Source organism: Lentibacter algarum (assembly GCF_018860975.1).
In the GTDB taxonomy this organism is placed as follows: Bacteria; Pseudomonadota; Alphaproteobacteria; order Rhodobacterales; family Rhodobacteraceae; genus Lentibacter; species Lentibacter algarum_A.
Window position 1 is genome coordinate 458081 of sequence record NZ_JAHKQI010000008.1, and the last position, 25831, is coordinate 483911.

Sequence of the window (25831 nt, forward strand, 5' to 3'; positions counted from 1 at the left end):
TAAGTAATTGACGACTAACAAAAAAGGGCTGCCCAATGAGGCAGCCCTTTCTCTTTGTATGTATCTGAATCTTAGCGCTTAGAGAACTGGAAGCTACGACGCGCTTTGCGGCGGCCAAACTTCTTACGTTCAACAACGCGGCTGTCGCGTGTCAGGAAGCCAGCGGCTTTCAGTGGTGCACGCAGGGTCGGGTCATAAAGCTGAAGTGCTTTTGAAACACCGTGCTTAACCGCGCCAGCTTGGCCCGACAGGCCTCCGCCTTTGACAGTCGCAACAACGTCAAACTGGTCTTCAACACCGGCAACCTCGAAAGGCTGACGCAGGATCATTTGCAGAACCGGACGTGCGAAATATTTGTTGATCTCTTTGCCGTTCACAACAACCTTGCCTGAACCTGGTTTGATCCAGACACGGGCAACCGCGTCTTTACGCTTGCCTGTCGCATAAGAGCGGCCGAGTTCGTCGCGCACGGGCTCGCGTGGCTCAGCCACAACTTCCGCAACAACAGCATTGCCTTCGGCAACGGCGCCGAGGTCTTCGAGTGAGTTCACTTGATCAGTCATTGTGCTCAGCTCCGTGTGTTTTTCTTGTTCATCGCCTTAACGTCGAGAACAGTTGGGTTTTGGGCTTCATGGCCGTGCTCTGTGCCGGCATGAACGCGTAGGTTGGTCATTTGCTTACGGCTCAACGGGCCGCCTGGAAGCATACGCTGAACAGCTTTGATCACAACGCGCTCGGGGTGCTTGCCCTCAAGGATCTGTTGCTTGGTGCGCTCTTTGATGCCGCCCGGGTGACCAGTGTGCCAGTAGAAGTTTTCTTCACGCTTCTTGCCGGTCAGCTGGATTTTGTCGGCATTGATGACAATAACATTGTCGCCCATGTCCATGTGTGGTGTGAACGTGGCTTTGTGCTTGCCACGCAGACGCATCGCGATGATCGAAGCCAAACGGCCCAGCACGACGCCTTCAGCGTCAATGATGATCCATTTTTTCTCGATATCAGCGGGTGTCGCTGTAAAGGTCTTCATGTGAGAAACCCCTGAGATAATAGGTTACGCGCTCGGATACCGTCCGACGCTTACGGAATGTGGGGGTTATATAGGCTTTGTAAGGTTAATCAACAGCAATAAGCTCCAATTTATTTAGCTAAATCAGACACTTATAAAATAGGTATTATTTTACCCCAACTTCGCGGCGCTACTTCGGCGGAATAGAATAGGTCATCGTCGAACGTGCCACAGGCTTGTCTTCGCCGATCGAGTAAATAAGCACATCGCCAACAGCCAGCATTTTGCCGAGCTTGAGCAATGTGCACTTTGCCAGCAAATCCTTGCCAGCCGCGGGTTTGCGCATGAAATCAAGGCTACAACTCGTGGTCACGGCAAGGGCCTTCTTGCCGATCATCGACAAAACCCCTGCGTAAACGGCGACATCCGCGAGCATAAACATCGTCGGCCCCGACACCGTCCCACCTGGGCGCAGGTGTTTCTCGGCAACCGGCAGACGAATCTCCGTATACATTTCTTCAACGTGCTCGACGACAAACTCGCCAACCAACTGGGGAAAGACCTCATCCAGAAAGTCCTGTAGCTCTGTCTTGTCTAATACCACTGGCATGTCTTTACCTCATCCGATCCGCAAGCGTAGACTGCCCCTCAGCGAAAAGGAGAGCAAGATGGCAATTTTGGAACGTAGCGACACAGGTGCCGTTGCACATCTGAAGTTAAACGCCCCCGAGCGTATGAACGCCCTCTCAAATGAGATGATCGCCGCTCTGCAAAGCCAGTTTGACAGCCTTAAAGACGACAACAGCATTCGGGTCGTTGTGCTGTCGGCAAACGGCAAGGCCTTTTGCGCGGGGCATGATCTCAAACAAATGACAGCCGCCCGCCAGAACCAAGACGCAGGAAAAGCCGCCTTCGCCGATCTTTTCGCGCGCTGCTCGCAGATGATGCTCAGCATCCGCGCCCTGCCCCAGCCTGTCATAGCTGTACCGCATGGCATTGCCACGGCCGCGGGGTGTCAGCTTGTTGCCTCCTGCGACTTGGCCGTGGCCGAAGCCGGAACGCGCTTTGGCGTCAACGGCGTCAATATCGGGCTGTTTTGCTCGACACCGATGGTCGCGCTCAGCCGCAACATCCCGCGCAAACATGCGTTTGAAATGCTCACCACCGGAGCGTTCATATCTGCCGAGCGCGCAGCGGAGCTCGGCCTCGTGAACCGCGTGGCTGTCGGGGCAGAAGCCAAAGCTCTGAAAATGGCCGAGTTGATCGCCAGCAAGCTTGGCGCGGCGGTGAAAATTGGCAAACAGGCCTTCTACCAGCAAGGCGAAATGTCTCTTGAAGACGCCTACGCCTTCACCGGTGATGTCATTGTCGAAAACATGCTTTATCGTGACACCGAAGAAGGCATCGCTGCGTTCCTTGAAAAACGTGATCCGGACTGGAACCAGTAAGCTGATTTGCGCCTGTTGTGAACTTTTTGAGGCATATCCCCATGCTCCGCCCTTTTTTTTACGCAATTGCCTTAATGTTGCCACATTTGGGCTTCAAGCAGACTAAACACAGGCACAGATACGTGTCTCCTGTGACACAGATGATGATCAAGTGGGTCACCGTCGGCATTATGTCTCTCCAGGCCACGCTCTCTCTGGCCGCCGAAACGCTAAAGCCGGTGACCCACTCGGATTTCCCCACTTTTTCTGAAGAGCTTGTGATGCTAGGCCGCGATCTGTTTCATGATCCGATCTTGTCAGGCAACCGCAACATTTCCTGTGCCTCGTGTCATCACGCATGGCTCGGCTCCGCCGATGCTGTCGCCCTCTCGGTTGGTGAAGGCGGCGCAGGGCTTGGCACAAGGCGTCATGGCACGCCTGCCTCCCCCGCCGAGAAGCACGTCCCGCGCAATGCACCGGCGATCTTCAATCTAGGCGCATCCGAGTTTACCACGCTGTTTCACGACGGGCGGGTGATGGTTGATGATACGGCCCCATACGGCATTTCGATGCCAAAGGGGTTTGAGCTTGAACGCGAAGTCACAAACCTTTTGGCCGCGCAGGCGTTGCTGCCCGTCACCTCCTTTGAGGAAATGGCCGGCCAACACGGCGAGAACGACGTCGCAGACGCATTGAGCAAAGGCAAAGTGCACGGGCCGGAGGGCGCTTGGGCGATTCTGACAGCGCGGGTTGAGGGCATCCCCGCCTACCGCGCACAGTTTGACACGCAAATAGGCGCTGACAAACCGCTGCACATCACCGACATCGGCAATGCCATCGGCGCATTTCTGGCGTTTGAGTTCCGCGCTGATAACAGCCCGTTTGATGCCTACCTGCGCGGCGACACACAGGCCCTCACCCCCGCGCAGACACGCGGCATGGAGCTGTTCTACGGCAAGGCCGAATGCTCAACATGCCACGCGGGCCGCTTTCAAACCGATCACGACTTCCACGCCATCGGCATCCCCCAAATCGGCCCCGGCAAAGGCCATGACAGCAGCAGCACCGCCTTCGCCGATCACGGCCGCGCCGCCATCACCGGCAAGCCCGAAGACAAATATTGCTTTCGCACACCAAGCCTGCGCAACGTCGCGCTCACAGGGCCATATGGCCACTCCGGCGCCTATGCCACGCTTGAGGAAGTGCTCGGGCATCACCTTGATCCACACGCCTCACTGATAGGCTTTGACCCCGCCAAAGCCCCTCTCCCTGCGCTTGGGGGCTACGGTCAGGTCACACCGCAACTCCCCGAACACGCCGAGATCGAGCGCATATTTGCTGCGATCACACTCGACCTACCGCCGCTCACAGAGGGCGAGCAAGCCGATATCATCGCCTTCCTGCACAGCCTCACCGACAGCAGTTCTGTCAATGGACGCCTCGGCGCGCCGCTTGGCGTGCCTTCAAAACTACGCGTTGATACGATCGCCGACTAAGTGCTCTTTCAAATGCCGCCGACATGCCCTACATCGCCCCTATGACAGACAGATTACACATCATCGGCGGCGGGCTTGCGGGCTCCGAAGCAGCATGGCAAGCGGCGAACCTCGGCGTGCCCGTGACCATTCATGAAATGCGGCCCAAGGTCGGCACCTTCGCGCACCACACCGGCAACCTGGCCGAAATGGTCTGCTCGAACTCCTTTCGCTCTGACGACAGCGAGCAAAACGCTGTTGGCCTGCTGCATTGGGAGATGCGCCAAGCGGGCGGCATCATCATGGCCACCGCCGACAAACACCGCCTCCCCGCTGGCGGCGCGCTGGCGGTTGACCGCGAGCCATTTGCCGAGTCGGTGACTGAAGCCATCAAAGCCCACCCGCTGATAGATGTCTCCTATGAGGAGATCACCGAACTGCCGACATCCGGCCAATGGATCATCGCCACAGGCCCGCTCACCTCAGACGCGCTCTCCAGCGCAATCGCCAAGGCCACAGGCGCCGAAGCGCTGGCCTTTTTTGACGCCATCGCCCCCATCGTCTACGCTGACAGCATCAACATGGATGTCGCATGGATGCAGTCGCGCTATGACAAGGGCGACAGCGAGGAAGAGCAAAAAGCCTACCTCAACTGCCCGATGGACGAAGCCCAGTATAATGCCTTCATCGACGCGCTGCTCGCCGCCGACAAGGCCGAGTTCCGTGAAGGCGAAACCGCCAAGTATTTTGACGGTTGCCTGCCGATTGAAGTCATGGCCGAGCGTGGCCGCGAAACGCTCCGCTTCGGCCCGATGAAACCCGTCGGCCTCACCAACCCGCACCAGCCAGACGTGAAGGCCCACGCCGTTGTGCAACTGCGCTTTGACAACGCCCTCGGCACCCTGATGAACATCGTCGGTTTCCAAACCAAAATGAAGCACGGCGCGCAGGTTGAAGTGTTCAAAACCATCCCCGGCCTAGAGGACGCCAGCTTTGCCCGCCTCGGCGGCATTCACCGCAACAGCTTCATCAACTCGCCAACTCTGCTTGATGACCAGATGCGCCTCAAATCACAGCCGAATATCCGCTTTGCAGGCCAGATCACCGGCGTTGAAGGCTATGTTGAAAGCGCTGGTATGGGCTTGCTCGCAGGTCGCCTCGCCGCCGCCGAGTTGCAGGGACGCTCGCTTACAGGCCCCGCGCCGGAAACCGCAACAGGCGCACTTGTTACCCACATCACCGGCGGCGCCGAGGCTAAATATTTTCAGCCGATGAACGTCAACTTCGGCCTGTTCCCGCCTGTCGAAGGTATCAAAGGCGGGCGCAAACGCCGCGTCGAGCGTTACAAAGCCTATACCGACCGCGCCAAAACCCTCTGGACAGATTGGCTGGACGCACAGGTCTAAGCACGGTTACACTGGCCAAATGACAGATAAATTTCTCGAACAGGCCTACGATACTCCGGGCGACACCCGTGATCTCTACAATGCTTGGGCCAAAAGCTATGACGCCGAACTCAGCGAAAACGGCTACGTCACACCCGAGCGCTGCGCCGCTGCCCTGCGCGCCTATAGTGCCGGCCTCGACCTGCCCGTGCTCGACTTTGGCTGCGGCACAGGCCTCTCCGGCCTCGCCCTCAAACTGCAAGGCTTTGAGCTGATAGACGGCGTCGATGTCTCCTCCGACATGCTCGAGGGCGCGCGCGAAAAACAGATCTACCGGAAGCTCACCTTGCTTGAGCCCGGCTCCGATCTGCCTCACAAAGCCGGTGCCTACGCCGCCATCACCTGTATCGGCGTGATCGGCGTCGGCGCGGCCCCCATCTCGGTGTTTGATCAGGTGATGAATGGCCTCGCCAAAGGTGGGCTCACCGTGCTCAGCTTCAATGACCACGCGCTTGAAGATCCCGCCTATGAGGCCAAACTCGACAGCTACACAGGCAGCGGCCAAGCACGACTTCTGTTCAAAGAACACGGCCCGCATATCCCCGGTATCGGCCTTGGCTCAAACGTCTATGTGCTTGAAAAACTGTGACATTCATCACCCGTTTTGCCCCTAGCCCAACAGGCCCATTGCACCTCGGGCATGCCTACTCGGCCCTGCTCGCCCACGACATGGCGCTCGCAAAGGGCGGCGTGTTCCTCCTGCGCATCGAAGACATTGACCAATCCCGCGCGCGACCCGAATGGGAGAGGCAGATCTACGATGATCTCGCATGGCTCGGCCTGCGCTGGCCGACACCTGTTCTGCGTCAATCCGAACGCCTGCCCACCTACCGCGCAGCACTCGGAACCCTTTGGCAAAGCGGGTTGCTTTACCCCTGCACATGCTCTCGCCGCGACATTGCTCAAGCCGTTGAGGCCCCACAGGAAGGTGGTCCGCCGCCCTTTGGCCCCGATGGGCTGATCTACCCGGGCACCTGCCGCAGTAAGCTTGACAGCACACAGCCGCTCCCCGACACGGTTTTGCGGCTTAACATGGCGCGCGCCCTTGAAAGCCTGCCTGACGTGCTCGGCTTTGAAGAGGCCGCGCATGGTGCCGGCACAATCACCCTGCCCCACGACATGCTCTTGGCCGAGGTCGGTGATGTCGTTCTTGCCCGTCAAGATATGGGCGCTTCCTATCATCTTTCCGTTGTGCTTGATGATGCTGATCAACACATCACCGATGTTGTGCGCGGTGAGGATCTCTTCACCGCGACCTATATTCATGTCGTTCTTCAGCGCCTCCTTGGCCTGCCGACCCCTCGCTATCACCATCACAAGCTCATCCGCGACGCAGCAGGCAAACGCCTCGCCAAACGCGACGACGCCCGCGCGATTGCCACCTACCGCGCCGAGGGCAAAACCCCCGATGACATCCGCTCGCTTGTCGGTTTGTAACGCACGCAGGTTTAAGACGGGTTAACGGCTTTTCGCCATCCAAAACTGTGCATACGCGTTATGCACTGGTATATGCACGGGTTGTGCAGGCTGATTAGCCGTTAACTAAGTGGTTAATCGACCATTGGCTTCATTAACTCTGTCTCAACACCGTCAGTCACCGAGGTGTAAAAACACGAGCGCCTGTTGGTGTGACAGGCCGCGCCAACTTGCTTGATAATGACCAAGATACAGTCGCGATCACAGTCAATGCGCATGTCAATGAGCTCCTGAGTGTGGCCGCTGGTCTCGCCTTTTACCCAAAACGATTTACGTGAACGTGACCAATAGGTTACGCGACGGGTTTCAAGTGTTTGCTTAACTGCCTCGGCATTCATCCATGCCATCATAAGCACCTCACCGCTCACCTCATCCTGCGCAATCGCCGGAATAAGCCCCTTGTCATCAAATTTCAGTGTCTCAACATCAAAGCTCATGGCTAACTCTTTTCATTGCTGCGGCTCGGGCTTAAGTATGCTTAACCACACAGGAAAACACCATGTCAACCGACGCTGACTTGCTCAAACTCTACTCCGCCCGCATCCTCGCTCTGGCGGCCGATATTCCAAACCTTGAGCGGCTGGCGGATCCAGGCGGAACAGCCCACAGGCGCGCGCCTTTATGTGGCTCGACCGTGACAGTGGATGTGGCCTGTGAGGGCGGCAAAATTACTGAGTTCGGACAGGATGTTAAGGCCTGCGCGCTTGGTCAGGCCGCGGCCTCTGTTGTGGGTGCGAATGTGATCGGCCTCACGCCAGAAGATGTCAGAAAAGGCAGGGCCGAAATGTTGGCAATGCTCAAAGATGATGCCCCGCCTCCGCAAGCACCGTTCGATGGGTTAGAGGTTCTGATACCGGCCCGCGATTATAAAAACCGCCATGCTTCGATCATGCTCGCCTTTGACGCAACGCTTGATGCGCTCGCCGCAGCCGGTTGCGCATAAAAAAACCGCCGCGCTCTTTCGAGGCGGCGGCAAGGTGCGCGTAATGCGGCTAACCTGCATTCAAAATCAGGGAATAAGAGGCAGACCCAGTAAGATTGGACAGGCAGTTTTGTCATCAAGGCGCGTTAGTTTGGGACAGGTCGCGCCGGAATGCAGGTAACATCACACGTGGCAGAAAAGGGGTTAAGTCAGGTTGGGCAAGTGCAGGCCAACAATCAGAATGGCCATCAGAGCAACGGCACCAAGCGCATCCGCAAGCAGCGTTGCCTGTGATCGGGCGATAACGGCTTTAACTTCTTGGATCATTTCCTAGCACCTGCTCTTGTTATGTTCTATCTGTTGCCCCTTTGTTCTCATATAGTGAACAGAGAGTAAAGAACTTTTTGCGAACATTTGCGGAAAATTTTAAGGTAAAATTGCTAACCCACTGATATCAAACGAATAGCTTGATCTTGTTCCATCAACCAAAGAAGAACACGCGCGGCTTCTCCGCGTTCGGTTTCGAGTTTCGGGTCATCATGCAGTAGTTTTCGCGCGTCGCTTTGCGCCACAGCCATCAGCGCGCCTTGGCTTTCCATGTCAGCAACCCGAAACCGTGGAACCCCCGACTGCGCTGTTCCGATCAGATCACCGGCACCGCGCATTTCAAGATCGACCTCGGCGATCTTGAAGCCATCCTCAGTGTCGCGCAACGTGGTGAGCCTGCGTTCGCCTCCCTCACTCAGCGGAGCCTGATACATCAGCAAACAGGTCGAAGCCGCTGAGCCCCGCCCGACACGACCGCGCAGTTGGTGGAGTTGCGCCAGTCCAAACGTCTCGGCGCGCTCGATCACCATGATGGTTGCATTGGGTACATCAACGCCAACTTCGATCACCGTTGTCGCAACCAGAACACTGGTCTCCCCGGCTTGAAAAGCTCGCATCGCAGCGTCTTTCTCATCCGGTGGCATCTGCCCGTGAACAAGCCCGACAACGCCCTCGCCCAGAGCCGCGCGCAACTGCTTGAAACGCTCTTCAGCGGCGGCCAGATCAACGCTCTCGCTCTCGTCAACCAGGGGACAAACCCAATAGGCCTGTTTGCCATCACGCACCGCCCCGCGCAGGTGATCAACCACCTCATCAGCCCGCCCCGTTGACACGAGCGCCGTCTTGATCGGCAGCCGCCCTGCCGGCTTTTCATCCAACACAGAGATATCCATATCGCCATATTGCGCAAGCGACAGGCTGCGCGGAATGGGCGTCGCTGTCATCACCAACACATCAGCAAACACGCCCTTTTTGCCAAGCTCCAGCCGTTGCCGAACGCCAAACCTGTGCTGCTCGTCGATGATAGCAAGACGCAAGTCAGCAAAGCTCACATCCTTTTGGAACACCGCATGGGTGCCCACAAGAATGTCGATCTCGCCAGCCGCCAGCGCCGCAAGCTTTTCAACCCGCAGCTTGCCTTTGTCACGACCGGTTAACAGGTCCAGTCGCACGCCAGCGGCTTTGGCCAACGGCGCAAGCCCTGAATAGTGTTGGCGCGCCAGTATTTCGGTCGGGGCCATCATCACCCCCTGCCCGCCAGACTCGACTGCAACCAAAAGCGCCATAAGGCCAACCAGCGTTTTGCCCGCGCCGACATCCCCTTGTAGCAAGCGGTTCATCCGCACAGGCTTTGCCATATCTGCAGCGATTTCTTCAATGGCGCGCAGCTGTGCTCCGGTCGGCTTAAACGGCAGGCTCGCCAACACTTTGTTGTGCAAAGCGCCACTGCTCTGGCTGCTTCGGCCCTTGCCCGCTTGACGATGCGCGCGCGCCAAAGCCAGCGTCATTTGATGGGCAAAGAACTCGTCATATGCCAGCCGCTCGCGCGCAGGGTCGGCAGCATTCAACTCCGCAAGGTTCTGCGGGTTATGCGCCTGCTGCAACGCCTCGGCCCAGTCGCTCCACCCGGCTTTGTTTTTTTGGCTCGTATCTATCCACTCAACCAACTCGGGCGCACGGGCAAGCGCCGCACGCGTGGCCTTGAACATCACCTTTTGCGTGACGCCAGCGGTCAGCGGATAGACAGGCTCAAACGCCGGCAATTCACTGGCATCCTCAGGAGCAAGCACATGGTCAGGGTGGGTCATCTGGATGATGCCGTCAAACATCTCAAGCTTACCAGACACGACCCGCCGTGCGCCTTCGGGCAGGATCTTTTGCAAATAGTCTCCGCGCGCATGAAAGAACACCAGTTCGAATGTGGTCTCACTGTCTTCAACCTGCACACGCGTCGGCCTACCGCGCCCGCGCGCCGGATGATGCTTGAGCACCGTCACCTCAACAGTCGCGACGCAGGGGTAATCCAGCCCTTCGACGCTCGGCTTGATCGCTCGGTCAATGCCCGAATACGGCAGTGTAAACAACAGATCCCGCGGTTTGGTGGCGTGTAGTTGCTCAAGGCTCTTGGCTATCTTAGGGCCAACGCCATCAAGCGTTTCCAATCCTGCAAACAGCGGAAACAAGCTGGCAGGCCGCGTGCTCATAGGCCGCTCACAAGGTTAATCCAGCCGTCTTCGTCGATGGTCTCAACGCCCAGATCAGCCGCCTTCTTCGCTTTTGATCCAGCCCCGGGGCCTGCAATGAGCAAGTCGGTTTTGGCCGACACACTGCCCGCAACCTTGGCGCCAAGGCTTTCAGCGCGGGCTTTGGCCTCGGCCCGCGTCATCTTTTCAAGCGTGCCGGTAAACACCAGGGTTTTGCCAGCAACCGGACTGTCAGAACTGGCCTGTTCGGCGTCTTGAACCTCCAGTTCGACAACCAGCCGCTCGATGCTCTCACGCTCATGCTCTTGCTTGAAAGCCAATACCAACGAGCGCGCCATAACCTCACCAACACCGTCAATGTTGAGCAATTCGGCCCAAGCTTCGCTTGTCTCATCGCAGGCTTGCTCCATCGCGGCAACAAAGCGTGTCCAGGTCACAAAGTGCCCGGCTATCAGCTTGGATGCCTGCTCGCCAACATGACGAATACCAAGCGCAAACAGCAACCGTGCAAAGCCGATACGACGCTTGTCGTCGATCGCATCAAACAGCTTGTCAGCCGAGCGCGCGCCCCAGCCTTCACGGTTCTTGAGCTTGGTCATCTGAGCACTGTCACGCGTCTTGAGCGTAAAAATGTCGGCTGGTTCGCGAATGCCAAGCCCTTCGTCGGTGAAAAACATTTCGATCTGTTTGGCCCCCAGACCGTCAATGTCAAACGCCTTGCGCGACACAAAGTGCTTTAGCTTTTCAACCGCTTGCGCAGGGCAGATCAACCCGCCTGTGCAGCGGTGCACGGCATCACCAACCTCTCGCACGGCCGCCGAGCCGCACTCCGGACAAACATCGGGGAACTCATACTTCGACGCCTCGGCAGGCCGCTTGGTCACATCCACATCGGCAATCTTGGGGATCACATCACCAGCGCGGTAAACCTGCACCCAGTCACCAACGCGAATGTCCTTCCCACCACGGATTTCAGCTCCCTTGTTGTCAAATCCGGAAATGTAATTCTCGTTGTGTAGCGTCGCATTCGACACCACGACGCCGCCAACCGTAACAGGCGTAAGCCTTGCCACAGGACTTAACGCGCCAGTGCGGCCAACCTGAATGTCGATCGCCTCCAGCCAGGTCCATGCGAGCTCGGCTGGGAATTTATGCGCTGTCGCCCACCGCGGTGTTGTCGCCCGAAAGCCGAGACGTTCTTGCAGCGCGAGGTCGTTCACTTTGTAAACCACGCCATCAATGTCATAGGCCAGTGTTGCACGCTGCGCCTCGATCAGACGGTACTGCGCGATCAAGGCTTCAGCCCCCGCGCAAAGCCGCGTCAAAGGGTTGGTCACAAAGCCGAGCGACTTGAGCCTCTTGATCGCCTCATCCTGAGTGCCAGCCAAAGGCTCCGACAGTTCGCCCCAGGCATAGGCGAAAAACTCAAGCGGGCGTTTGGCCGTTATGCTGGCGTCAAGCTGGCGCAACGAGCCAGCAGCCGCATTGCGCGGGTTGGCAAAAGGCTTGTCGCCGTTGGCCTCCTGAAGCTCATTGAGGGCGGCAAAATCAGCATGGCTCATGTAGACTTCGCCACGCACTTCAAGCACCTCCGGTGCTCCAACAAGCTGTTGCGGGACGCTCGCGATATTGCGCGCGTTGGCGGTTACATTCTCGCCAACCGCTCCGTCGCCACGCGTTGCTGCCTGCACAAGTTTACCTTGCTCATAACGCAACGACAGGCTCAATCCGTCAATCTTCGGTTCGGCGGTAAAGCTGATATCGGCTTCACTCAGGCCAAGAAACTTGGCAACGCGTTCGGTAAACTCATGCACTTCCGCGTCTTCAAATGCGTTGCCCAGCGACAGCATAGGCTGCGCATGTTTGACTTTGGAGAAGCCCTCTGAAGGCGCCGCACCAACTTGGTCACTTGCGCTGTCGGCACGTTTCAGCTCCGGAAACCGGATCTCGATTTCGCGGTTGCGCCGCTTGAGCGCGTCATACTCTGAATCACTCAGCTTTGGCGCATCAAGCCTGTGATAGTCTTGGTTGGCCTTGTTCAGCACATCGGCTAAACGCGCCAACTCTTTCACAGCTTCCTCAGGCGACAGCGCCTCAATGTCACTACTTGTCACGTCACACCCCCGCTTTGCGCGCTAAACCCTTACAGTCACTAGCACGTGGTGATTTTGCCTGCTTGTGCGGGGGCGAGCAACCACCGATCTGCACCACATTGCACAAAACAACAACGCACCGGAAAAACCGGTGCGTTGAAGCGAAAGCTGCGGTACGGGGCCTGACAATCTTTGCCTACCCACTAAAAATGTTGGCGTTCAGGCGCCGATCGCGATCGGCTCATCCAGCGTGTTCGGCTGCGGGTCTCGCAATACATACCCACGGCCCCAGACTGTTTCGATGTAATTGTCGCCCTCAGTCGCATTCGCCAGTTTCTTACGTAGTTTGCAAATGAACACATCAATGATCTTCAGTTCAGGTTCATCCATGCCGCCGTAAAGGTGGTTCAAGAACATCTCTTTCGTCAACGTTGTGCCTTTGCGCAAGCTCAACAGCTCGAGCATCTGGTATTCTTTGCCAGTCAGGTGCACAGGACGGCCGCCAACATCAACTGTCTTTGCGTCAAGGTTCACATTGATTTTCCCGGTTTTGATAACCGATTGCGAGTGCCCTTTGGAGCGGCGGATGATAGCATGAATCCGCGCCACAAGCTCCTCACGATGAAACGGCTTGGTCAGATAGTCATCCGCCCCGAACCCAAAACCCTTAATCTTGTTCTCGGTATCGTCAGAGCCCGAAAGAATCAGGATAGGTGTTTCAACCTTAGCCAAACGCAGCTGACGCAGCACTTCATGCCCGTTCATATCTGGCAGCCCAAGATCAAGCAGGATGAGATCATAATCATAGAGCTTCGCCAGATCGATGCCCTCTTCCCCCATATCGGTGGTGTAAACATTCAGGTTGGCATGGGTCAGCATCATTTCGATGCTCTTGGATGTGGTCGGGTCGTCTTCGACTAGAAGCACACGCATGTTTTGGTTCTCCGCTAAATTGTCTCGCATTGGAATTAAACGTGAACAAAATTAGTTAACTACACGTTACCATAATCTAAAAAGTTTAGCATACAACCTATGATTGTTTTATTTTCTGTAAAAGCGTTGTTTTTAGCCCTTCGTCACCGTGGTTGCGCACCGCACTCACCCACTCAAAAAACTCTTCGTCGCTCAACCCGTAGGTTTTCAAAGCCTCATTCTGGCTGATAAGCCCATATAGCACGGCCCGTACAACAAGCGCCTTGCGGCTGGCAACCCAGCGTTTGGTATCAGGTTCAGGCAGGTCTGCACGTGTCACAACCCTGCCATCAGGCAGGCGAACAGCCCTTGGACCATCGACTTTCTTAAGATACATCACAATTATCCTTTCCGGCTTCTTGTGAGTTTGGCGCAGCAACTTTAACGCGGAGTGAAGCCAAGCCTTGAGAATAGCTAAAACTTTCCTATGTTCCTTAAGACCTCGCGGAGCCGAACATGACCAGCACGACCAAAACCAAGCTCAATTCACTCGGCTTTGCAAAGGCCCCTGCCGACACCCGTGTTGTGGTGGCGATGTCGGGCGGCGTTGACTCATCTGTGGTTGCGGCAATGCTCGCCGAAGAAGGCTACGATGTGATCGGCGTCACGCTTCAGCTTTATGACCACGGCGCAGCGCTTGCAAAGTCCGGCGCCTGCTGTGCAGGGATCGACATTCACGATGCCCGCCGCGTCGCTGAAGAGATGGGCTTCCCGCACTATGTGCTTGATTATGAAAACATATTCAAAGACGCCGTGATCGACGAATTCGCCGACAGCTATCTCGGCGGCGCAACACCTGTGCCCTGTATCCGCTGTAACGAGCGGGTCAAGTTCAAGGATTTGCTCAGCACCGCGCGAGACTTGGAAGCCGACTGTATGGCCACGGGTCACTACATCCAACGCAAGCTTGGAGAGAGCAAAGCCGAATTGCACTCTGCAACCGATGCTCGCCGCGATCAGAGCTACTTTTTGTTCTCGACCACACAAGAACAGCTCGACTACCTGCGCTTCCCGCTCGGGCATCTTCCCTCAAAAGACGCAACCCGTGAATTGGCCGAAAAATATGGCCTCAAGGTTGCCAACAAGCCCGACAGTCAGGACATCTGCTTTGTGCCCAACGGTGACTATGCCGCCGTGATCGAAAAGCTGCGCCCGGGTGCCGCCGAAGCCGGTGATATCGTTGATATGCAAGGAAATATCCTTGGCCAACATGAGGGCGTCATCCACTACACCATCGGCCAGCGCCGTGGTCTTGGCATCGGTGGCATGGCTGATCCTTTGTTCGTGGTCAAACTCGATGTCGACAAAAAACATGTTGTTGTTGGGCCAAAAGAGGCGCTGGCAACGCGCATTATCCCTGTGAACGAGATCAACTGGCTTGGTGACGAGCCATTCGAGAGCATCAGCGAGCGCCGAATCGGTGTGAAAGTGCGTTCGACCCGCCCACCGCGAGAAGCGATCCTGCGCGCCACCGGCCCTGTTACCGCCGAAATCGAGCTGCTTTCACCCGAAGAAGGTGTCAGCCCCGGCCAAGCCTGTGTCTTCTACGCTCTTGAAGGCTCGCGCATTTTCGGCGGCGGCTGGATCACCAAGTCCTAATCAAGCAGCGCTTTCGCAGCGCGCAGGCCCGGATCCTCGCCGCCCTGTCCAAGCCGTTGCATGGTCAACTCCATCGCATCCAGCTGCTCGGCGGGTTTCCCCATCACTTTCAGCAAGGCCTCAGCCATAGGCCCCGCCTGACATTCTTTGCCGATAAACTCGGGCACAACACGGGTTTCACTGACGAGGTTCACCAATGTCACAGTGTCGATCAGCATCAAACGCGGCATGATGATACGGCTCAGCCACGCCATGTCATAGCCGATCACCATCGGTGTTCTGGCAGCAGCGAGCTCAAGCGACACCGTGCCAGACGCGGCCAGCGCAACCTCTGCCGCTGCAAAAGCAGCACGTTTTTCGGTTACGTCTTTGGGGGCCAAGAAAACTGTGCCCTCAGGCCAGAGCTCTTTGGTGTCAGCAAAATAGCTTTGCACCCCGTCGCCCATCACAACCAACGGCACCATATCAGGCTTGGCCCTCAACACTGCCTTCGCCGCTTGCCCGAAACGCTCTGACAGCCGCGAGACTTCGCCCATGCGCGAGCCGGGCAGCAAAAGCAGAACAGGCCGGGCACCGAGGCTATGATCACGCCGAAACTGCGCAATATCGGCGGCACTGGCCTTTGGTTCGGCGACCACAGGATGCCCAACAAAGTCTGCCTGCATACCCGCAGCACGCATAAGCGAAGGCTCAAACGGCAGCAATGTCAGAACCTTGTCGATATATGCAGCCATTTTTACCGCGCGCTTGGGCCGCCACGCCCAGACAGAAGGCGCAACATAGTGCACTGTTCGCACATCCGAGCGCGCCTTCACGCCCTTGGCCACGCGCTTGCAAAAATCAGGACTGTCGATGGTCAAAAGCACATCAGGCCTTGCCGCAAGCACCGCTTCGATCATTTCGTTCTTGCGCCGCAGCAATGCACGATACTTGGGCAACACCTCAGCCAGGCCCATAACGCTAAGCTCCTGCATCGGAAACAGGCTCGCGAGCCCCTCAGCCTGCATGAGCGGCCCGCCAACACCGATGAACTCGACATCACCTCGCAGGTTCTTGAGCCCCGCCATCATGGCTGCACCAAGCTTGTCACCCGAAGCTTCACCGGCAATGACAAACACCCGCGTCACGCGGTTCTCACCCAAAGGAACATGCCCATCGCATCAAGAATTCTGAGCACATGCACCTGATCAACCACAATGACCTTACCCGCCTCAATAACAATGCCATCAAGCCCCGCCTCTGCGGCCTTCATCGCCGTGGCCGGGCCGATGGTAGGCATATCAGCCCGTAAGTCTTGCTCGGGCTTAGGGGCTTTGAACAAGATAGCGCCGTCAGCCGCTTTTGGTTTTTCAGGATCAATATCAGGCTCGGTTTCAAACCAGTCCCAGACCATATCTACCAGTTGATCAGTCGGGTTGGCGATCCAATCAAGCGCACCCAAGGCCCAGTCGATCGCCGGAATCCCCTGCGTGTGAGGCACGTATTCTTCAGCAAACTTCGCCAACATCGCATCGGTTCCGGCATCATTTTCGCGTGCCAGAACTTCCCCCCTGCGCAGCACACAGGCCTGCCCCAAATCGGCATTGCCCATTTGCACAAGCACAGTTTCACCAAGCAATGCATCCGCCTCATGGCGCGGTTCGGGCTTGGCCTTTGTCGGAATGCTCTCGGCAAGCGTCAGATCAGGCAAAAGCTCGTTTGCAGCGCGTATCTTAAACCCCGTTTGCTCAAAAATCTGCATCGCCGCACGCAGCGCGCCATCGTCGCCTTTTTGCAGCGCTTGCATAAAGATCGGCACCAGCGGCAGCGTTTCGGCGTCAAGCTTGCTAGGGTCAACAGCAGGCCTGTCAATTGCGCCGCAAAAGCACACGTCCGTGACACCGCGCTTGCCAAGCTCAAGCAACAGCGTACCGAGGGTTTCAAGCCGAAAGGTGATATCAGGCACGACCTGCGGGTTGTTGCCTTCAAGGGCGCAGATAAGCGGAGGTTCAGCCTGCGCCTCGGCGATCAACTTCGGCAAAGCCCCGCGTCCGGCTATCAGCGCCAACATTTGCTAGCTCCCGGGGGTGAGGAACGAGCGGTCACTGGCCCCCGTCACAAAGGCAACGATCTGCTGCACATAGGCGCTCTCGCTGTCTTCGCCCAAACGCCGCGCGCGCTCCTGAAAAGCACCTTCGCCCTGTGCCAGCATCTGAAACGCCGCCCTGAGCGCCGTAATGTCAGCCCGCGCAACGCCACGGCGTTTGAGGCCGACAAGGTTGAGCCCGTCAAGCTCTCCGCGTGGGCCTTGCACAAGCCCGTGCGGGATCACATCATTGGTGACCATGCTCAGCGCACCGATGATGGCGCCCTGCCCGATGCGCACCCATTGGTGAATGCCGCACAAGCCGCCGATGATCACGTCATCTTCGATCACACAATGCCCTGCAACCGCCGAGTTGTTGACCACGATCACCCGATCTCCGACCTGCGCGTCATGGGCAATATGACAGCCAGCCATGTAAAGCCCGTCGTCGCCAACAACCGTAACACCGCCGCCGCCCTCAGTGCCTGTGTTCATCGTCACATGCTCACGAATGCGGTTGCGTTTGCCGATCTTGAGCGCGGTCTTCTCACCCTTGAACTTGAGGTCCTGTGGCACTTCTCCAATCACCGAAAACGGCCAGATTACAGTTTCGTCACCGATCTCAGTCTGCCCAGTGACAACAACGTGGCTCTTAAGCTCGACATTGTCGTGCAAGACCACATCAGCACCAATCACACAGAACGGCCCAACGGTGCAGCCCTTGCCGATCACTGCCCCGTCTTCAACAACGGCGCTCGGGTGTATGCCTGCCGCTCGGCTCACTTGGGCAGATCCATCATCGCAGTGAACTCGACTTCACATGCCATCTCGCCATCAACCGTGGCAACCCCGCCGAACTTCCAGACTTTCGCACCGGGTTTCCCACGAAGGGTCGTCAGCTGCATTTCAAGCACATCTCCGGGGATGACCATACGGCGGAATTTGCACTTCTCGATGGCCATGAAATACACCAGCATTTCCTTGTCAGCCATATCAAGCGCAACACCGACCATAACAGCCGCTGTCTGCGCCATAGCCTCAACAATTGTCACCCCTGGCATGATCGGCTTACCAGGGAAATGCCCCTGAAAATGCGGCTCGTTCATGGTCACATTCTTGATACCAAGAGCCGAAGATGTGCCGTCGATCTTCTCAACGCGGTCCACAAGTAAAAACGGATAACGATGCGGAATGATACGCTGGATGAGGCCGATATCGGCGCGTTGAAGCTGCTCAGTCATGGGGGAAACCCTTTTGTTGCTCGTTATTATGTTTGTCTAAATCTTAGCAAGCCAATACAGGCAGAACAAGCATGGCTTGGCCTAGTCTTGTGGCTCAGTCTGTGGCTCAGGTTCTGGCTCAGGTTGCGGCTCTTGTTGCAACTCGGGTTGCGGGGCTTGCAGAGGCGCTTCGTCGAAGTCGATATTCTCGCCCGTGCCGATCGCTTCGTCGATCTTTGCAACCGCGTCGACGGTTATGTCGATCGCCCCGTCGCGCAAAATAACGGTGCGCAAGTCTAGCAAAACAGTGGCACCACGCTCGCGCATCAAGGTGACCAGAACCCCTTGCGCTGTCGCCAGAAACCGTTGCAAGGCGTTGGCGCGTTTTTCATCAAGCGCGCGCAACTTTTCAACACGCTCGCGACGGATGCCTTGCACTTTGATATCAAACGCATCTGCAGAATCCCGAAAGTCTTCGGCCGTCATCGTTTTACGGGCTTCGGTCAGGGTTTTCTCTTCGCTGCGCAGTTCTTCTTCAATACGCCGGTTTTCAAGCGCCAAAGCATTGCTCTCTGCTTCGAGCTCGTCGTTGATGCGCTTGCCAAACAGGGTTTCTGCAAACAGCCTGTTGGGATCAACAATCACCACTTCGGCCTGCTCGGTTCCCAAGGATTGCGCCGCCACTACAGCGGCCCAAACTGTGAACACCAGCGTTGCCACCGCGCCGAGATATCTGCGCAGCTCGAACAAATCAGAACTCGGTCTTGATCGTGAACTCGAAGCTCTGTTCCTTATCACGGTCTTCTTTCTTCAACGCTTTACTAAAGTTCATGCGAAGTGGGCCGATCGGCGTTGTCCAGAAAACCGAGATACCCGCAACATGACGCAGTGAGCCGCTTTCATACAGAACATTGGCGTTGGTGTTGTCGAGCCCCCAAACGTTGCCCACGTCATAGAACAAACCGCCTGTGATGCCGTATTCCTCCGGCAGTCCGAGCGGGAACTGTGCCTCGAACTTCGCGGTGGCAAAGAAGTTCCCGCCGAGCGCGTTGTCGACACCTGTGCCTGCGTTGTATTCACGCGGGCCGATACCGTCAGCAGTAAAACCGCGCACGATATCGTCGCCAAACAGCCAGCGGTCGGTCGCACGGCTGCCAGCGCTTGAACTGCTAAAGGCGACAGCACCGCCTGCAAGCGTGGCGCGCAGCGTGACTTCGTCGTTCAAAATTTTGGTTTGAGCAACCAGCTTGGCGCGCGACTTGATAAAGGTATCGTCACCACCCAGCCCGCCAAAGTCCTGGCTGAACTCAAAACGCAGGCCGCGTGACGGATCAAGGCTCTCTTTGCGGCTGTCAAAGTTGTAAGTGTAGCCAAGCGAGCTTTGTGAACGCCTGCCCTGCCCGATTTCGCCAAGGAAAATGCCGCCAAGGCAACTCGTGCTTGACTGTTCACAATCCGGCGTGCCGTCCATGTCTTCGTCAATGGGAACCCCCATTTCGTCAAGGTCTGAGCCGGTCATCTTGGTCGCATTATACTTGTAGTTCAGCCCCAGACGCGCTCGCGACCCAAGTGGAAACTCGATACCTGTCGAGAACTTGGCGACGCTGGTGTCGTAGCTGGTGTTAAACCCTTCTGTCTCCTGAAACCCGATGTCAAAGAAGAACAAAAGATCTCGATCAAGGAAAGCTGGCTCGGCGAAATAGAGGCCGTAGTTTGTGTTGGTCGTTGCGCCCGAAGCCGAGAAACGCACTGTCTGACCGCGGCCCAGAAAGTTGGTTTCTGCATATTGCACAACGAGCCCGGGGCCATTGTCGGTTGAATAGGTGCCGCCGAACGACAGTGAGCCGGTCGGTTTTTCTTCAACGTCAACATCAACCACAACATGGTTGGGCGATGAGCCTTCGCGCGCGTTCACATCGGCCTTGGTGAAAAAGCCAAGCGCGCGGATGCGTTCGGCGCTTTCACGCACTTCACGCGGGTTAAACGGGTCACCCTCTGCAATCCGGAACTGGCTCCGCACAACACGGTCAAGCGTGGTGGCATTGCCTTCAATGTCGATACGCTCGACAAAAATGCGCGGGCCCTTGCTGAGCACGAACTCGACATCAAGCTCAAGTGTGCGCTCGTTGCGGGTGATGCGTGGCTCGACACGCAAGAAAGGCTGGCCTTCCTTGATCGCCAAACGCTCCATCCGCGCAATAGAGTTTTCAACCTGCTGCGGCGAGTAAGTCTGGCCGCGTTTAAGCTTGAGGATCGAGTGGTAGGTATCACTGTCAACTTCGGGAATATCGCTGATGGTGGTGATTTCGCCAAAGCTGAACTGCTGGCCCTCTTGCACATTGAAGGTCACAAAGTAGCCGTCACGCTCACGTGCAAGCTCAGCATTCACCGAGGTTGTGCGGAAGTCCACATACCCGCGAGACAGGTAGAAATCCCGCAGCACTTGTTGGTCAAACTGCAACCGGTCTTCAACGAATGTATCTTTGCGGATCAAGGAACGGAAAATACCGGCTTGCTTGCTTTCAAGAACCCGACGCAAACGTCTGTCCGAATACACTTGGTTGCCAACAAAACTCAGGCGCGACACCTCGGTGTTGCCGCCTTCGAAGATTTCAAAGACCAGGTCAACACGGTTGTCAGAGCGGCGGATAACCTTCGGGCTGATCCGCGCCCCCAAGCGACCGTTCTCGGCATAAGCCTCGGTGAGCGTTGCAGCGTCACGTTCGGCCTGCGTCGGCGTATACACTTGCCGCGACTTGGATTTGATAAAACCGGCCAGATCATCATCTTTCAGGCGCTTGTTGCCCTCAAAGTTGATCCGGTTGATCGTCGGGAACTCGACCACAACAATCTTCAGTGTACCGCCCTGCGGGATGATCTCGACACTCTCAAACAACCCGCTTGAAAGAATATTCTGATAGGCTTGGTTCAATTGCCCCGCCGAGACAGTTTCGCCACGGGCGATTCCCGCGTAGGTCAGGATCGTGCCCGCCTCGATGCGCCTGTTACCTTCAATGGAAACATTGCCAAACCGGTAGTTTTGCGCCTCAGCAACTGTGCTGAAGGCCATCAAAGCCATTGAAAACAAAGCGAAAAATAACGCTCTAGTCTGGTTGGTGAATTTGTTTTGCTCGATCACGCCCGTTGTCGGGCTTGTTGTTTTGCTCGTCATGCCGCTCTTCCTGTCAGACACCCCTACCCCGACTGACTAATCGCAACGCAAGCGGATGTCAAAAACAGATAAAGCGCGCCCCTACGGAACGCGCCTTCAAGTTGACTTTATGTGTTGCGTATTAGAGCAATACCGACCCGAGCCAGCCGCCGGCAAAAAGCGCGACAGTGATCGTTGCAAGATAGAGCACGCGGTCCCAGTTCAGGTCCCACAACAGATGCAATCCTTGATAGCCGCGCACAATCGTATCCATATCACCCTCTCACATATGGTTTCCTCATAGCTATCCGGCAACTGTGGCAAAAACCGGGACGCAAATGTGGCGATAATGTGTTCAGGTTATTAGATTGATATTTAACAGAAAATGTCGTTGGAAAGACCAAAGAGCATAAAGCTCAGCACCACAGTCAGCCCCATGATCATCATCACGTTCATCGCCTTGTCCGAGGGCTTGCGCCGCGTGACAGCTTCAAAGGCATGAAACATCAGGTGCCCCCCGTCAAGCATCGGAACCGGCAGCAGGTTGATAAACCCGACAGCCGTCGACAAAAGCGCCAGAAAGGCGATGAAGTCAGCCAGCCCGCGCTCGGCCTGATGGCCTGAGGCCCTTGCAATGCCGATCGCCCCTGACAAGTTGCAACGGCCGATCTGCCCGGTCGCAAGATGATACAGCGCCGAGATGCTGCCGGTGACAACACCAAAGGTTTTGTCAACGCCTGCCCCGAGCGCATCCTTCACGCTTGGTGTTTCAAGCGTCGGCTCAAAGAATGTCGATGAGGAAATGCCGATCAACCAGCGCTTCTCAAAGCCGTTGTCTTCGGTTGGCAAGTCAGACAAGCGCGGCACAATCGCAAACTCAAGATCTTCCCCCGCACCCTTGCGCCATACCGTCAGCTTTACAGGCGCACCGTCAGCCGCGCCGACAATGCCGATAAGCTCCTGAAACCGCTCGACCTTCTGCCCATTGGCTGTCAGGATAACATCGCCTTCAAGCAAACCGGCGGCCTCTCCTGCCGAACGCGGCTGCACCATGCCAATACGTGCTGGTGCATATTGTGGCCCCATCACGTCAAGCTCGTCAGCACCGCGCTGCACACGGTAACTCAGCATTTGCTTGGCTGGCAGCGCCGCAAAATACTCGCGGGTTTCTTCCTGTGGGAAGGGCTTGCCTTCAATACCCAAAATCACATCACCCTCGGCAATGGTGTATCGTGCAGGTGGCAAATCATATAGCGCGCTCACCTGTGGCGGAGTCGCCCGAACCCCGATCACCAGCAACAACAGCGTGAACACCGCGATTGAAAAGATGAAGTTGAAAGCTGGCCCCGCCAGAACCGTCGCCGCACGCGCCCAGATCGGCGCTCCGTGCATGGTGTGGCGTAGCTCCGCTTCAGGCGTCGCCTCCATCACCTCGGTATCCACACCGCTGGCGGCATTGGCGTCACCGGCAAACTTTACGTAGCCACCAAAGGGGATCGCCGCGATCTGCCACTTGGTGCCGTGCTTATCAAAGCGCGACCACAGTACAGGCCCGAAGCCGATCGAAAACGCATCCGCCTTAATCCCTGACCAACGGCCAACAATATAATGCCCGTATTCGTGCACTCCGACAATGATCGACAAGGCAACGATAAACGAAACAAGAGTAAAGATCAGATCACCGATCTGCGGCAAGAGTGTCGAAAAGTCCAAAAGAATGTCCTGCTCTGGTTGGGTCGGGTTAAACTCTGTCAATCCACGATTGCGCGTGTTCAGCGCCTATCTGGGTGGTTTGGCGCAAGTTATCAAGGCTCATCGTGGCGTCAATGAGGCCGCTGTCTGGCAACAACGCGTCCAGCACGTCAGCCACCAGCTCGGCCATTTGAACAAACCCGATGCGCCCGTCAATAAACGCATCAAGCGCTGCATCTTTTGCCGCAATAAACACAGCCCCGCTGAGGCCGCCGCGCTGCATCACCTCATGGGCCAAGCCTATGGCCGGATAGCGTGCCAGATCAACCTCGCGAAACTCAAGCTGGCTGATTTTCGCCAAGTCAAGCCGCTCGACAGGCAAGTGCTGCCGTTCGGGCCAATGCAGCGCATATCCTATCGCGTGCCGCATGTCGTGCGGGCCGACATGGGCCATAATCGCCCCGTCATTATACCCCACCAAGGCATGCACGAGCGACTGCGGATGCATGATGGTTTCAATCTTCTCGGGTGCCACGTCAAAAAACTCGCGCGTCTCGATAAGCTCTAGCGCTTTGTTGAACATCGACGCGCTGTCGATGGTGATGCGTTGGCCCATATTCCAGTTCGGATGCGTGCTCGCAGAGGCCACGGTTGCGTCTTTTAGCGTTTCCAAAGGCCAATCGCGAAACGCGCCGCCACTCGCAGTGATGATCACCCGCTCAACCGTGCTCATGTCTTCGCCAACAAGCGCTTGGAAGACGGCCGAATGCTCGCTGTCGACCGGCAACACCCGCGCTCCGTGCGCCTTTGCCGTGCTCATCAACAGCTTGCCCGCCGTTACAAGGCTTTCTTTGTTGGCCAAGGCCAGCGTGCCGCCGTGCTTCAGCGCTTCCAGCCCCGGTTCCAGCCCTGCGGCGCCAACAATCGCGCTCATGGTCCAGTCAACTGGCCGCGCCGCCGCTTCTATCAAGGCCGCCTGCCCCGCCGCAACGTCAACGCCACTGCCCGCAAGTGCAGCGCGCAAGGCTGCGAGCTTGCTCTCATCCGCCGTCACCGCGACATCTGCTCTCAAAGCAATCGCATCCTTGGCAAGCTGCGCAATGTTCTGTCCGCCGCTCACTGCGACAACATCATAGGCGTCAAAGTCGCGCTTTATCAGATCAATCGTTGATTGCCCGATAGAGCCTGTCGCGCCAAAAATGGAGATCCGCCGCTTGCTCAAACCAGATACCAGACCACAAAGAACATCAGCGCCGCGCCGATCATCCCGTCGAGACGATCCAGCAAACCGCCATGCCCGGGGATCAGGTTCGAGCTGTCCTTTATGCCAGCACGCCGCTTGATAAAGCTCTCGGCGATGTCACCCATCTGCGCCGCAAAGGCGAGCAGAACCGAAAAGATAACCGGCGAAAGCGGCCATTCTGGCTTGACGCTGTTCATCAGAACATCGCTCGCCAACCAACCGACCAGCGCCGCACCGATCCAGCCCGCAACAGTGCCGGACCATGTTTTCTTAGGGCTTATCGCTGGCCAGAACTTCGGCCCGCCGAGAATACGACCAGCAAAATAGCCCATCACGTCGGAGGCGATCACAACAATGATCAGCCACAACAGCACTTCGATCCCAAAACTGGCGCGCATAACCATAAGCAACAGCGCCGCCAGCACAGATGCCGCCGCATAAACGCCGACAACAAGCCGCAGCCTCGTGGCGCTGACAAGCACTGACCAGCCCGCGACAACAGGCAGCGCGAAGATCAGCCCCGAGCCGCCTAGGGCCACAAGCACAAACAATGTGATCGTCAGCAATGGCATCAAAACATCCCGTGTGCGCCCCGCCTCTGCTCCGCCTAGACGCGCGCACTCCCAAACCATGCCGCCCGCCGCAAGGCCGAGCACGATCAACAACCAAATGCCGCCAAACCACACCGCCGAACCTGCAACCACAGCCATAACCAGCGCCGAAGCAACCCGCGGCGCAAGATCGCCCCATTTGTCTGCTGAACTCACGCTTTTACCCCGCCAAGGCGACGGTCACGCTTGCCAAAACCCTCAACAAGCCCGGCGTATATCTCGGGGCTGAAATCCGGCCAAAGCGTGTCGATGAACTCGTATTCCGCATAGGCCGACTGCCAGAGCAGAAAGTTTGAAATCCGCGCCTCACCGCTGGTTCTGATCACCAAGTCCGGATCAGGCAAAACGTAAGTATCCAAGTATCTTGGAAGCGTTTCTTCATCTACTTCTCCGGGGTCGAGCTTGCCTGCGGCCACGTCCTGCGCCAGCCGCTTTGTGGCGCGGGCAACTTCATCGCGCCCACCGTAGTTCAAAGCAATCGTCAGATGCACGCGCTCGTTTTCGGATGTTTCGACTTCCAACTCGTCCATCAAGGCCACAAGCTTCTTATCAAGCCGCACCCTGTCGCCAATAAAACGCACGCGCACGCCCTCGGCCTTCAATGCGCGTGCTTCCTTGGCAATGTAGCGGCGAAACAGGCTCATCAAGCCAGCAACCTCAACCTGCGTTCGCTTCCAGTTTTCTGTCGAGAAAGCAAAGATCGTCAGGTATTTCACCCCCAGATCAGGGCAAGCCTCGACGATCTGGCGCACACGCTTGGCACCGGCATGATGCCCGAACAGCCGTGGACGCCCGCGCGACTGCGCCCAACGTCCGTTGCCATCCATAATAATCGCGACGTGCTTTGGCCCGTTTTCAGGAGCAGCCGAACTCTCAGAATCTGATGTCGTCATCGCCGCACCT

General features: G+C 56.9%; 27 protein-coding genes. 7 read left to right on the forward strand and 20 right to left on the reverse strand.

Annotated features, from left to right (window positions below; genetic code table 11):
* Positions 1-71: 71 nt before the first annotated feature.
* The 3 genes from rpsI to KO498_RS11645 form a co-directional block, all read right to left on the reverse strand.
* Positions 72-563, reverse strand: a complete 492-nt coding sequence (rpsI, locus tag KO498_RS11635; RefSeq protein ID WP_215960061.1) for a 30S ribosomal protein S9 — start codon at positions 561-563, stop codon at positions 72-74.
* 5 nt (positions 564-568) lie between these two features.
* Positions 569-1027, reverse strand: a complete 459-nt coding sequence (gene rplM, locus KO498_RS11640; protein WP_215960062.1) for a 50S ribosomal protein L13 — start codon at positions 1025-1027, stop codon at positions 569-571.
* A 169-nt stretch (positions 1028-1196) separates the two neighbouring features.
* Positions 1197-1616 carry a PaaI family thioesterase gene (locus tag KO498_RS11645; RefSeq protein ID WP_215960063.1) on the reverse strand — a complete coding sequence of 140 codons (420 nt, stop codon included), beginning with the start codon at positions 1614-1616 and terminating at the stop codon, positions 1197-1199.
* On the opposite strand from KO498_RS11645, the gene KO498_RS11650 reads away from it, so the two are divergent.
* From KO498_RS11650 to gluQRS, 5 genes are all read left to right on the forward strand, one after another.
* Entirely contained in the window at positions 1615-2454 is an 840-nt protein-coding gene (locus tag KO498_RS11650; RefSeq protein ID WP_289847836.1) for an enoyl-CoA hydratase, read from the forward strand. The two genes, KO498_RS11645 and KO498_RS11650, sit on opposite strands and share 2 nt — an antisense overlap.
* Before the next feature lie 122 nt (positions 2455-2576).
* The gene (locus KO498_RS11655) at positions 2577-3929 is read left to right on the forward strand and encodes a cytochrome-c peroxidase (RefSeq protein ID WP_354667657.1); all 1353 of its coding nucleotides are present in this window, start codon (positions 2577-2579) and stop codon (positions 3927-3929) included.
* A 41-nt stretch (positions 3930-3970) separates the two neighbouring features.
* Positions 3971-5314 (forward strand): methylenetetrahydrofolate--tRNA-(uracil(54)-C(5))-methyltransferase (FADH(2)-oxidizing) TrmFO, encoded by a 1344-nt coding sequence (gene trmFO / locus KO498_RS11660; RefSeq protein WP_215960495.1) that lies wholly within the window; start codon positions 3971-3973, stop codon positions 5312-5314.
* A 19-nt stretch (positions 5315-5333) separates the two neighbouring features.
* Positions 5334-5942: a class I SAM-dependent DNA methyltransferase gene (locus KO498_RS11665; protein WP_215960065.1), complete on the forward strand. Its 609-nt coding sequence runs from the start codon at positions 5334-5336 to the stop codon at positions 5940-5942.
* The gene (gene gluQRS, locus KO498_RS11670; RefSeq protein ID WP_215960066.1) at positions 5939-6790 is read left to right on the forward strand and encodes a tRNA glutamyl-Q(34) synthetase GluQRS; all 852 of its coding nucleotides are present in this window, start codon (positions 5939-5941) and stop codon (positions 6788-6790) included. Before KO498_RS11665 ends, gluQRS begins: the two co-directional genes overlap by 4 nt.
* A gap of 113 nt (positions 6791-6903) precedes the next feature.
* Here the strand turns inward: gluQRS and hisI are convergent, their stop codons facing one another.
* Entirely contained in the window at positions 6904-7266 is a 363-nt protein-coding gene (gene hisI, locus KO498_RS11675; RefSeq protein WP_215960067.1) for a phosphoribosyl-AMP cyclohydrolase, read from the reverse strand.
* 62 nt (positions 7267-7328) lie between these two features.
* Between hisI and KO498_RS11680 the strand changes: the two genes are divergently transcribed.
* A complete protein-coding gene (locus KO498_RS11680; RefSeq protein ID WP_215960068.1) occupies positions 7329-7772 on the forward strand; it encodes an iron-sulfur cluster assembly scaffold protein in 444 nt (147 codons plus the stop codon).
* Positions 7773-7955: 183 nt separating this feature from the next.
* On the opposite strand, the gene KO498_RS18345 is transcribed toward KO498_RS11680, so the two are convergent.
* From KO498_RS18345 to sciP, 5 genes are all read right to left on the reverse strand, one after another.
* Entirely contained in the window at positions 7956-8078 is a 123-nt protein-coding gene (locus KO498_RS18345; RefSeq protein ID WP_289847837.1) for a hypothetical protein, read from the reverse strand.
* Between the two features lie 113 nt (positions 8079-8191).
* Positions 8192-10282: an ATP-dependent DNA helicase RecG gene (gene recG / locus KO498_RS11685; RefSeq protein ID WP_215960069.1), complete on the reverse strand. Its 2091-nt coding sequence runs from the start codon at positions 10280-10282 to the stop codon at positions 8192-8194.
* Positions 10279-12396, reverse strand: a complete 2118-nt coding sequence (ligA, locus tag KO498_RS11690) for an NAD-dependent DNA ligase LigA (RefSeq protein WP_354667658.1) — start codon at positions 12394-12396, stop codon at positions 10279-10281. Before ligA ends, recG begins: the two co-directional genes overlap by 4 nt.
* Positions 12397-12594: 198 nt before the next feature.
* Positions 12595-13308 carry a response regulator transcription factor CtrA gene (ctrA, locus tag KO498_RS11695; protein WP_215960070.1) on the reverse strand — a complete coding sequence of 238 codons (714 nt, stop codon included), beginning with the start codon at positions 13306-13308 and terminating at the stop codon, positions 12595-12597.
* A 97-nt stretch (positions 13309-13405) separates the two neighbouring features.
* Positions 13406-13684: a CtrA inhibitor SciP gene (sciP, locus tag KO498_RS11700; protein WP_215960071.1), complete on the reverse strand. Its 279-nt coding sequence runs from the start codon at positions 13682-13684 to the stop codon at positions 13406-13408.
* A gap of 119 nt (positions 13685-13803) precedes the next feature.
* Between sciP and mnmA the strand changes: the two genes are divergently transcribed.
* The gene (gene mnmA, locus KO498_RS11705; protein ID WP_215960072.1) at positions 13804-14946 is read left to right on the forward strand and encodes a tRNA 2-thiouridine(34) synthase MnmA; all 1143 of its coding nucleotides are present in this window, start codon (positions 13804-13806) and stop codon (positions 14944-14946) included.
* Here the strand turns inward: mnmA and lpxB are convergent.
* From lpxB to uppS, 11 genes are all read right to left on the reverse strand, one after another.
* Positions 14943-16016 (reverse strand): lipid-A-disaccharide synthase, encoded by a 1074-nt coding sequence (gene lpxB / locus KO498_RS11710; protein WP_252731434.1) that lies wholly within the window; start codon positions 16014-16016, stop codon positions 14943-14945. The genes mnmA and lpxB overlap by 4 nt on opposite strands.
* A 53-nt stretch (positions 16017-16069) precedes the next feature.
* Positions 16070-16996 carry an LpxI family protein gene (locus KO498_RS11715; protein ID WP_215960073.1) on the reverse strand — a complete coding sequence of 309 codons (927 nt, stop codon included), beginning with the start codon at positions 16994-16996 and terminating at the stop codon, positions 16070-16072.
* Positions 16997-16999: 3 nt separating this feature from the next.
* Positions 17000-17794 (reverse strand): acyl-ACP--UDP-N-acetylglucosamine O-acyltransferase, encoded by a 795-nt coding sequence (gene lpxA / locus KO498_RS11720; RefSeq protein ID WP_215960074.1) that lies wholly within the window; start codon positions 17792-17794, stop codon positions 17000-17002.
* Positions 17791-18252, reverse strand: coding sequence for a 3-hydroxyacyl-ACP dehydratase FabZ (fabZ, locus tag KO498_RS11725; protein WP_215960075.1), 462 nt, complete (start codon positions 18250-18252; stop codon positions 17791-17793). Before fabZ ends, lpxA begins: the two co-directional genes overlap by 4 nt.
* Positions 18253-18333: 81 nt before the next feature.
* Positions 18334-18981: an OmpH family outer membrane protein gene (locus tag KO498_RS11730; RefSeq protein ID WP_215960076.1), complete on the reverse strand. Its 648-nt coding sequence runs from the start codon at positions 18979-18981 to the stop codon at positions 18334-18336.
* 1 nt (position 18982) lies between these two features.
* Entirely contained in the window at positions 18983-21403 is a 2421-nt protein-coding gene (gene bamA / locus KO498_RS11735; RefSeq protein WP_215960077.1) for an outer membrane protein assembly factor BamA, read from the reverse strand.
* A gap of 121 nt (positions 21404-21524) precedes the next feature.
* Complete coding sequence (locus KO498_RS18350) at positions 21525-21656, reverse strand: hypothetical protein (RefSeq protein WP_289847839.1); 132 nt, start codon at positions 21654-21656, stop codon at positions 21525-21527.
* Between the two features lie 101 nt (positions 21657-21757).
* On the reverse strand, positions 21758-23095 hold the full coding sequence (rseP, locus tag KO498_RS11740; RefSeq protein WP_215960078.1) for an RIP metalloprotease RseP: 1338 nt from the start codon (positions 23093-23095) through the stop codon (positions 21758-21760).
* Between the two features lie 28 nt (positions 23096-23123).
* A complete protein-coding gene (gene dxr / locus KO498_RS11745; protein WP_252731393.1) occupies positions 23124-24296 on the reverse strand; it encodes a 1-deoxy-D-xylulose-5-phosphate reductoisomerase in 1173 nt (390 codons plus the stop codon).
* Complete coding sequence (locus KO498_RS11750; RefSeq protein WP_215960079.1) at positions 24293-25084, reverse strand: phosphatidate cytidylyltransferase; 792 nt, start codon at positions 25082-25084, stop codon at positions 24293-24295. Before KO498_RS11750 ends, dxr begins: the two co-directional genes overlap by 4 nt.
* Positions 25081-25821, reverse strand: a complete 741-nt coding sequence (uppS, locus tag KO498_RS11755) for a polyprenyl diphosphate synthase (RefSeq protein ID WP_215960080.1) — start codon at positions 25819-25821, stop codon at positions 25081-25083. The genes KO498_RS11750 and uppS overlap by 4 nt, the downstream gene beginning before the upstream one ends.
* Between the last annotated feature and the right edge of the window lie 10 nt (positions 25822-25831).

Coding starts and splice junctions, on each gene's coding strand:
- rpsI (WP_215960061.1), bottom strand. CDS start 563: ATGACTGATCAAGTGAACTCACTCGAAGACCTCGGCGCCGTTGCCGAA.
- rplM (WP_215960062.1), bottom strand. CDS start 1,027: ATGAAGACCTTTACAGCGACACCCGCTGATATCGAGAAAAAATGGATC.
- KO498_RS11650 (WP_289847836.1), top strand. CDS start 1,615: ATGTCTTTACCTCATCCGATCCGCAAGCGTAGACTGCCCCTCAGCGAA.
- KO498_RS11645 (WP_215960063.1), bottom strand. CDS start 1,616: ATGCCAGTGGTATTAGACAAGACAGAGCTACAGGACTTTCTGGATGAG.
- trmFO (WP_215960495.1), top strand. CDS start 3,971: ATGACAGACAGATTACACATCATCGGCGGCGGGCTTGCGGGCTCCGAA.
- KO498_RS11665 (WP_215960065.1), top strand. CDS start 5,334: ATGACAGATAAATTTCTCGAACAGGCCTACGATACTCCGGGCGACACC.
- hisI (WP_215960067.1), bottom strand. CDS start 7,266: ATGAGCTTTGATGTTGAGACACTGAAATTTGATGACAAGGGGCTTATT.
- KO498_RS11680 (WP_215960068.1), top strand. CDS start 7,329: ATGTCAACCGACGCTGACTTGCTCAAACTCTACTCCGCCCGCATCCTC.
- KO498_RS18345 (WP_289847837.1), bottom strand. CDS start 8,078: ATGATCCAAGAAGTTAAAGCCGTTATCGCCCGATCACAGGCAACGCTG.
- recG (WP_215960069.1), bottom strand. CDS start 10,282: ATGAGCACGCGGCCTGCCAGCTTGTTTCCGCTGTTTGCAGGATTGGAA.
- ctrA (WP_215960070.1), bottom strand. CDS start 13,308: ATGCGTGTGCTTCTAGTCGAAGACGACCCGACCACATCCAAGAGCATC.
- sciP (WP_215960071.1), bottom strand. CDS start 13,684: ATGTATCTTAAGAAAGTCGATGGTCCAAGGGCTGTTCGCCTGCCTGAT.
- mnmA (WP_215960072.1), top strand. CDS start 13,804: ATGACCAGCACGACCAAAACCAAGCTCAATTCACTCGGCTTTGCAAAG.
- lpxB (WP_252731434.1), bottom strand. CDS start 16,016: ATGATGGCGGGGCTCAAGAACCTGCGAGGTGATGTCGAGTTCATCGGT.
- KO498_RS11715 (WP_215960073.1), bottom strand. CDS start 16,996: ATGTTGGCGCTGATAGCCGGACGCGGGGCTTTGCCGAAGTTGATCGCC.
- fabZ (WP_215960075.1), bottom strand. CDS start 18,252: ATGACTGAGCAGCTTCAACGCGCCGATATCGGCCTCATCCAGCGTATC.
- bamA (WP_215960077.1), bottom strand. CDS start 21,403: ATGACGAGCAAAACAACAAGCCCGACAACGGGCGTGATCGAGCAAAAC.
- KO498_RS18350 (WP_289847839.1), bottom strand. CDS start 21,656: ATGGATACGATTGTGCGCGGCTATCAAGGATTGCATCTGTTGTGGGAC.
- uppS (WP_215960080.1), bottom strand. CDS start 25,821: ATGACGACATCAGATTCTGAGAGTTCGGCTGCTCCTGAAAACGGGCCA.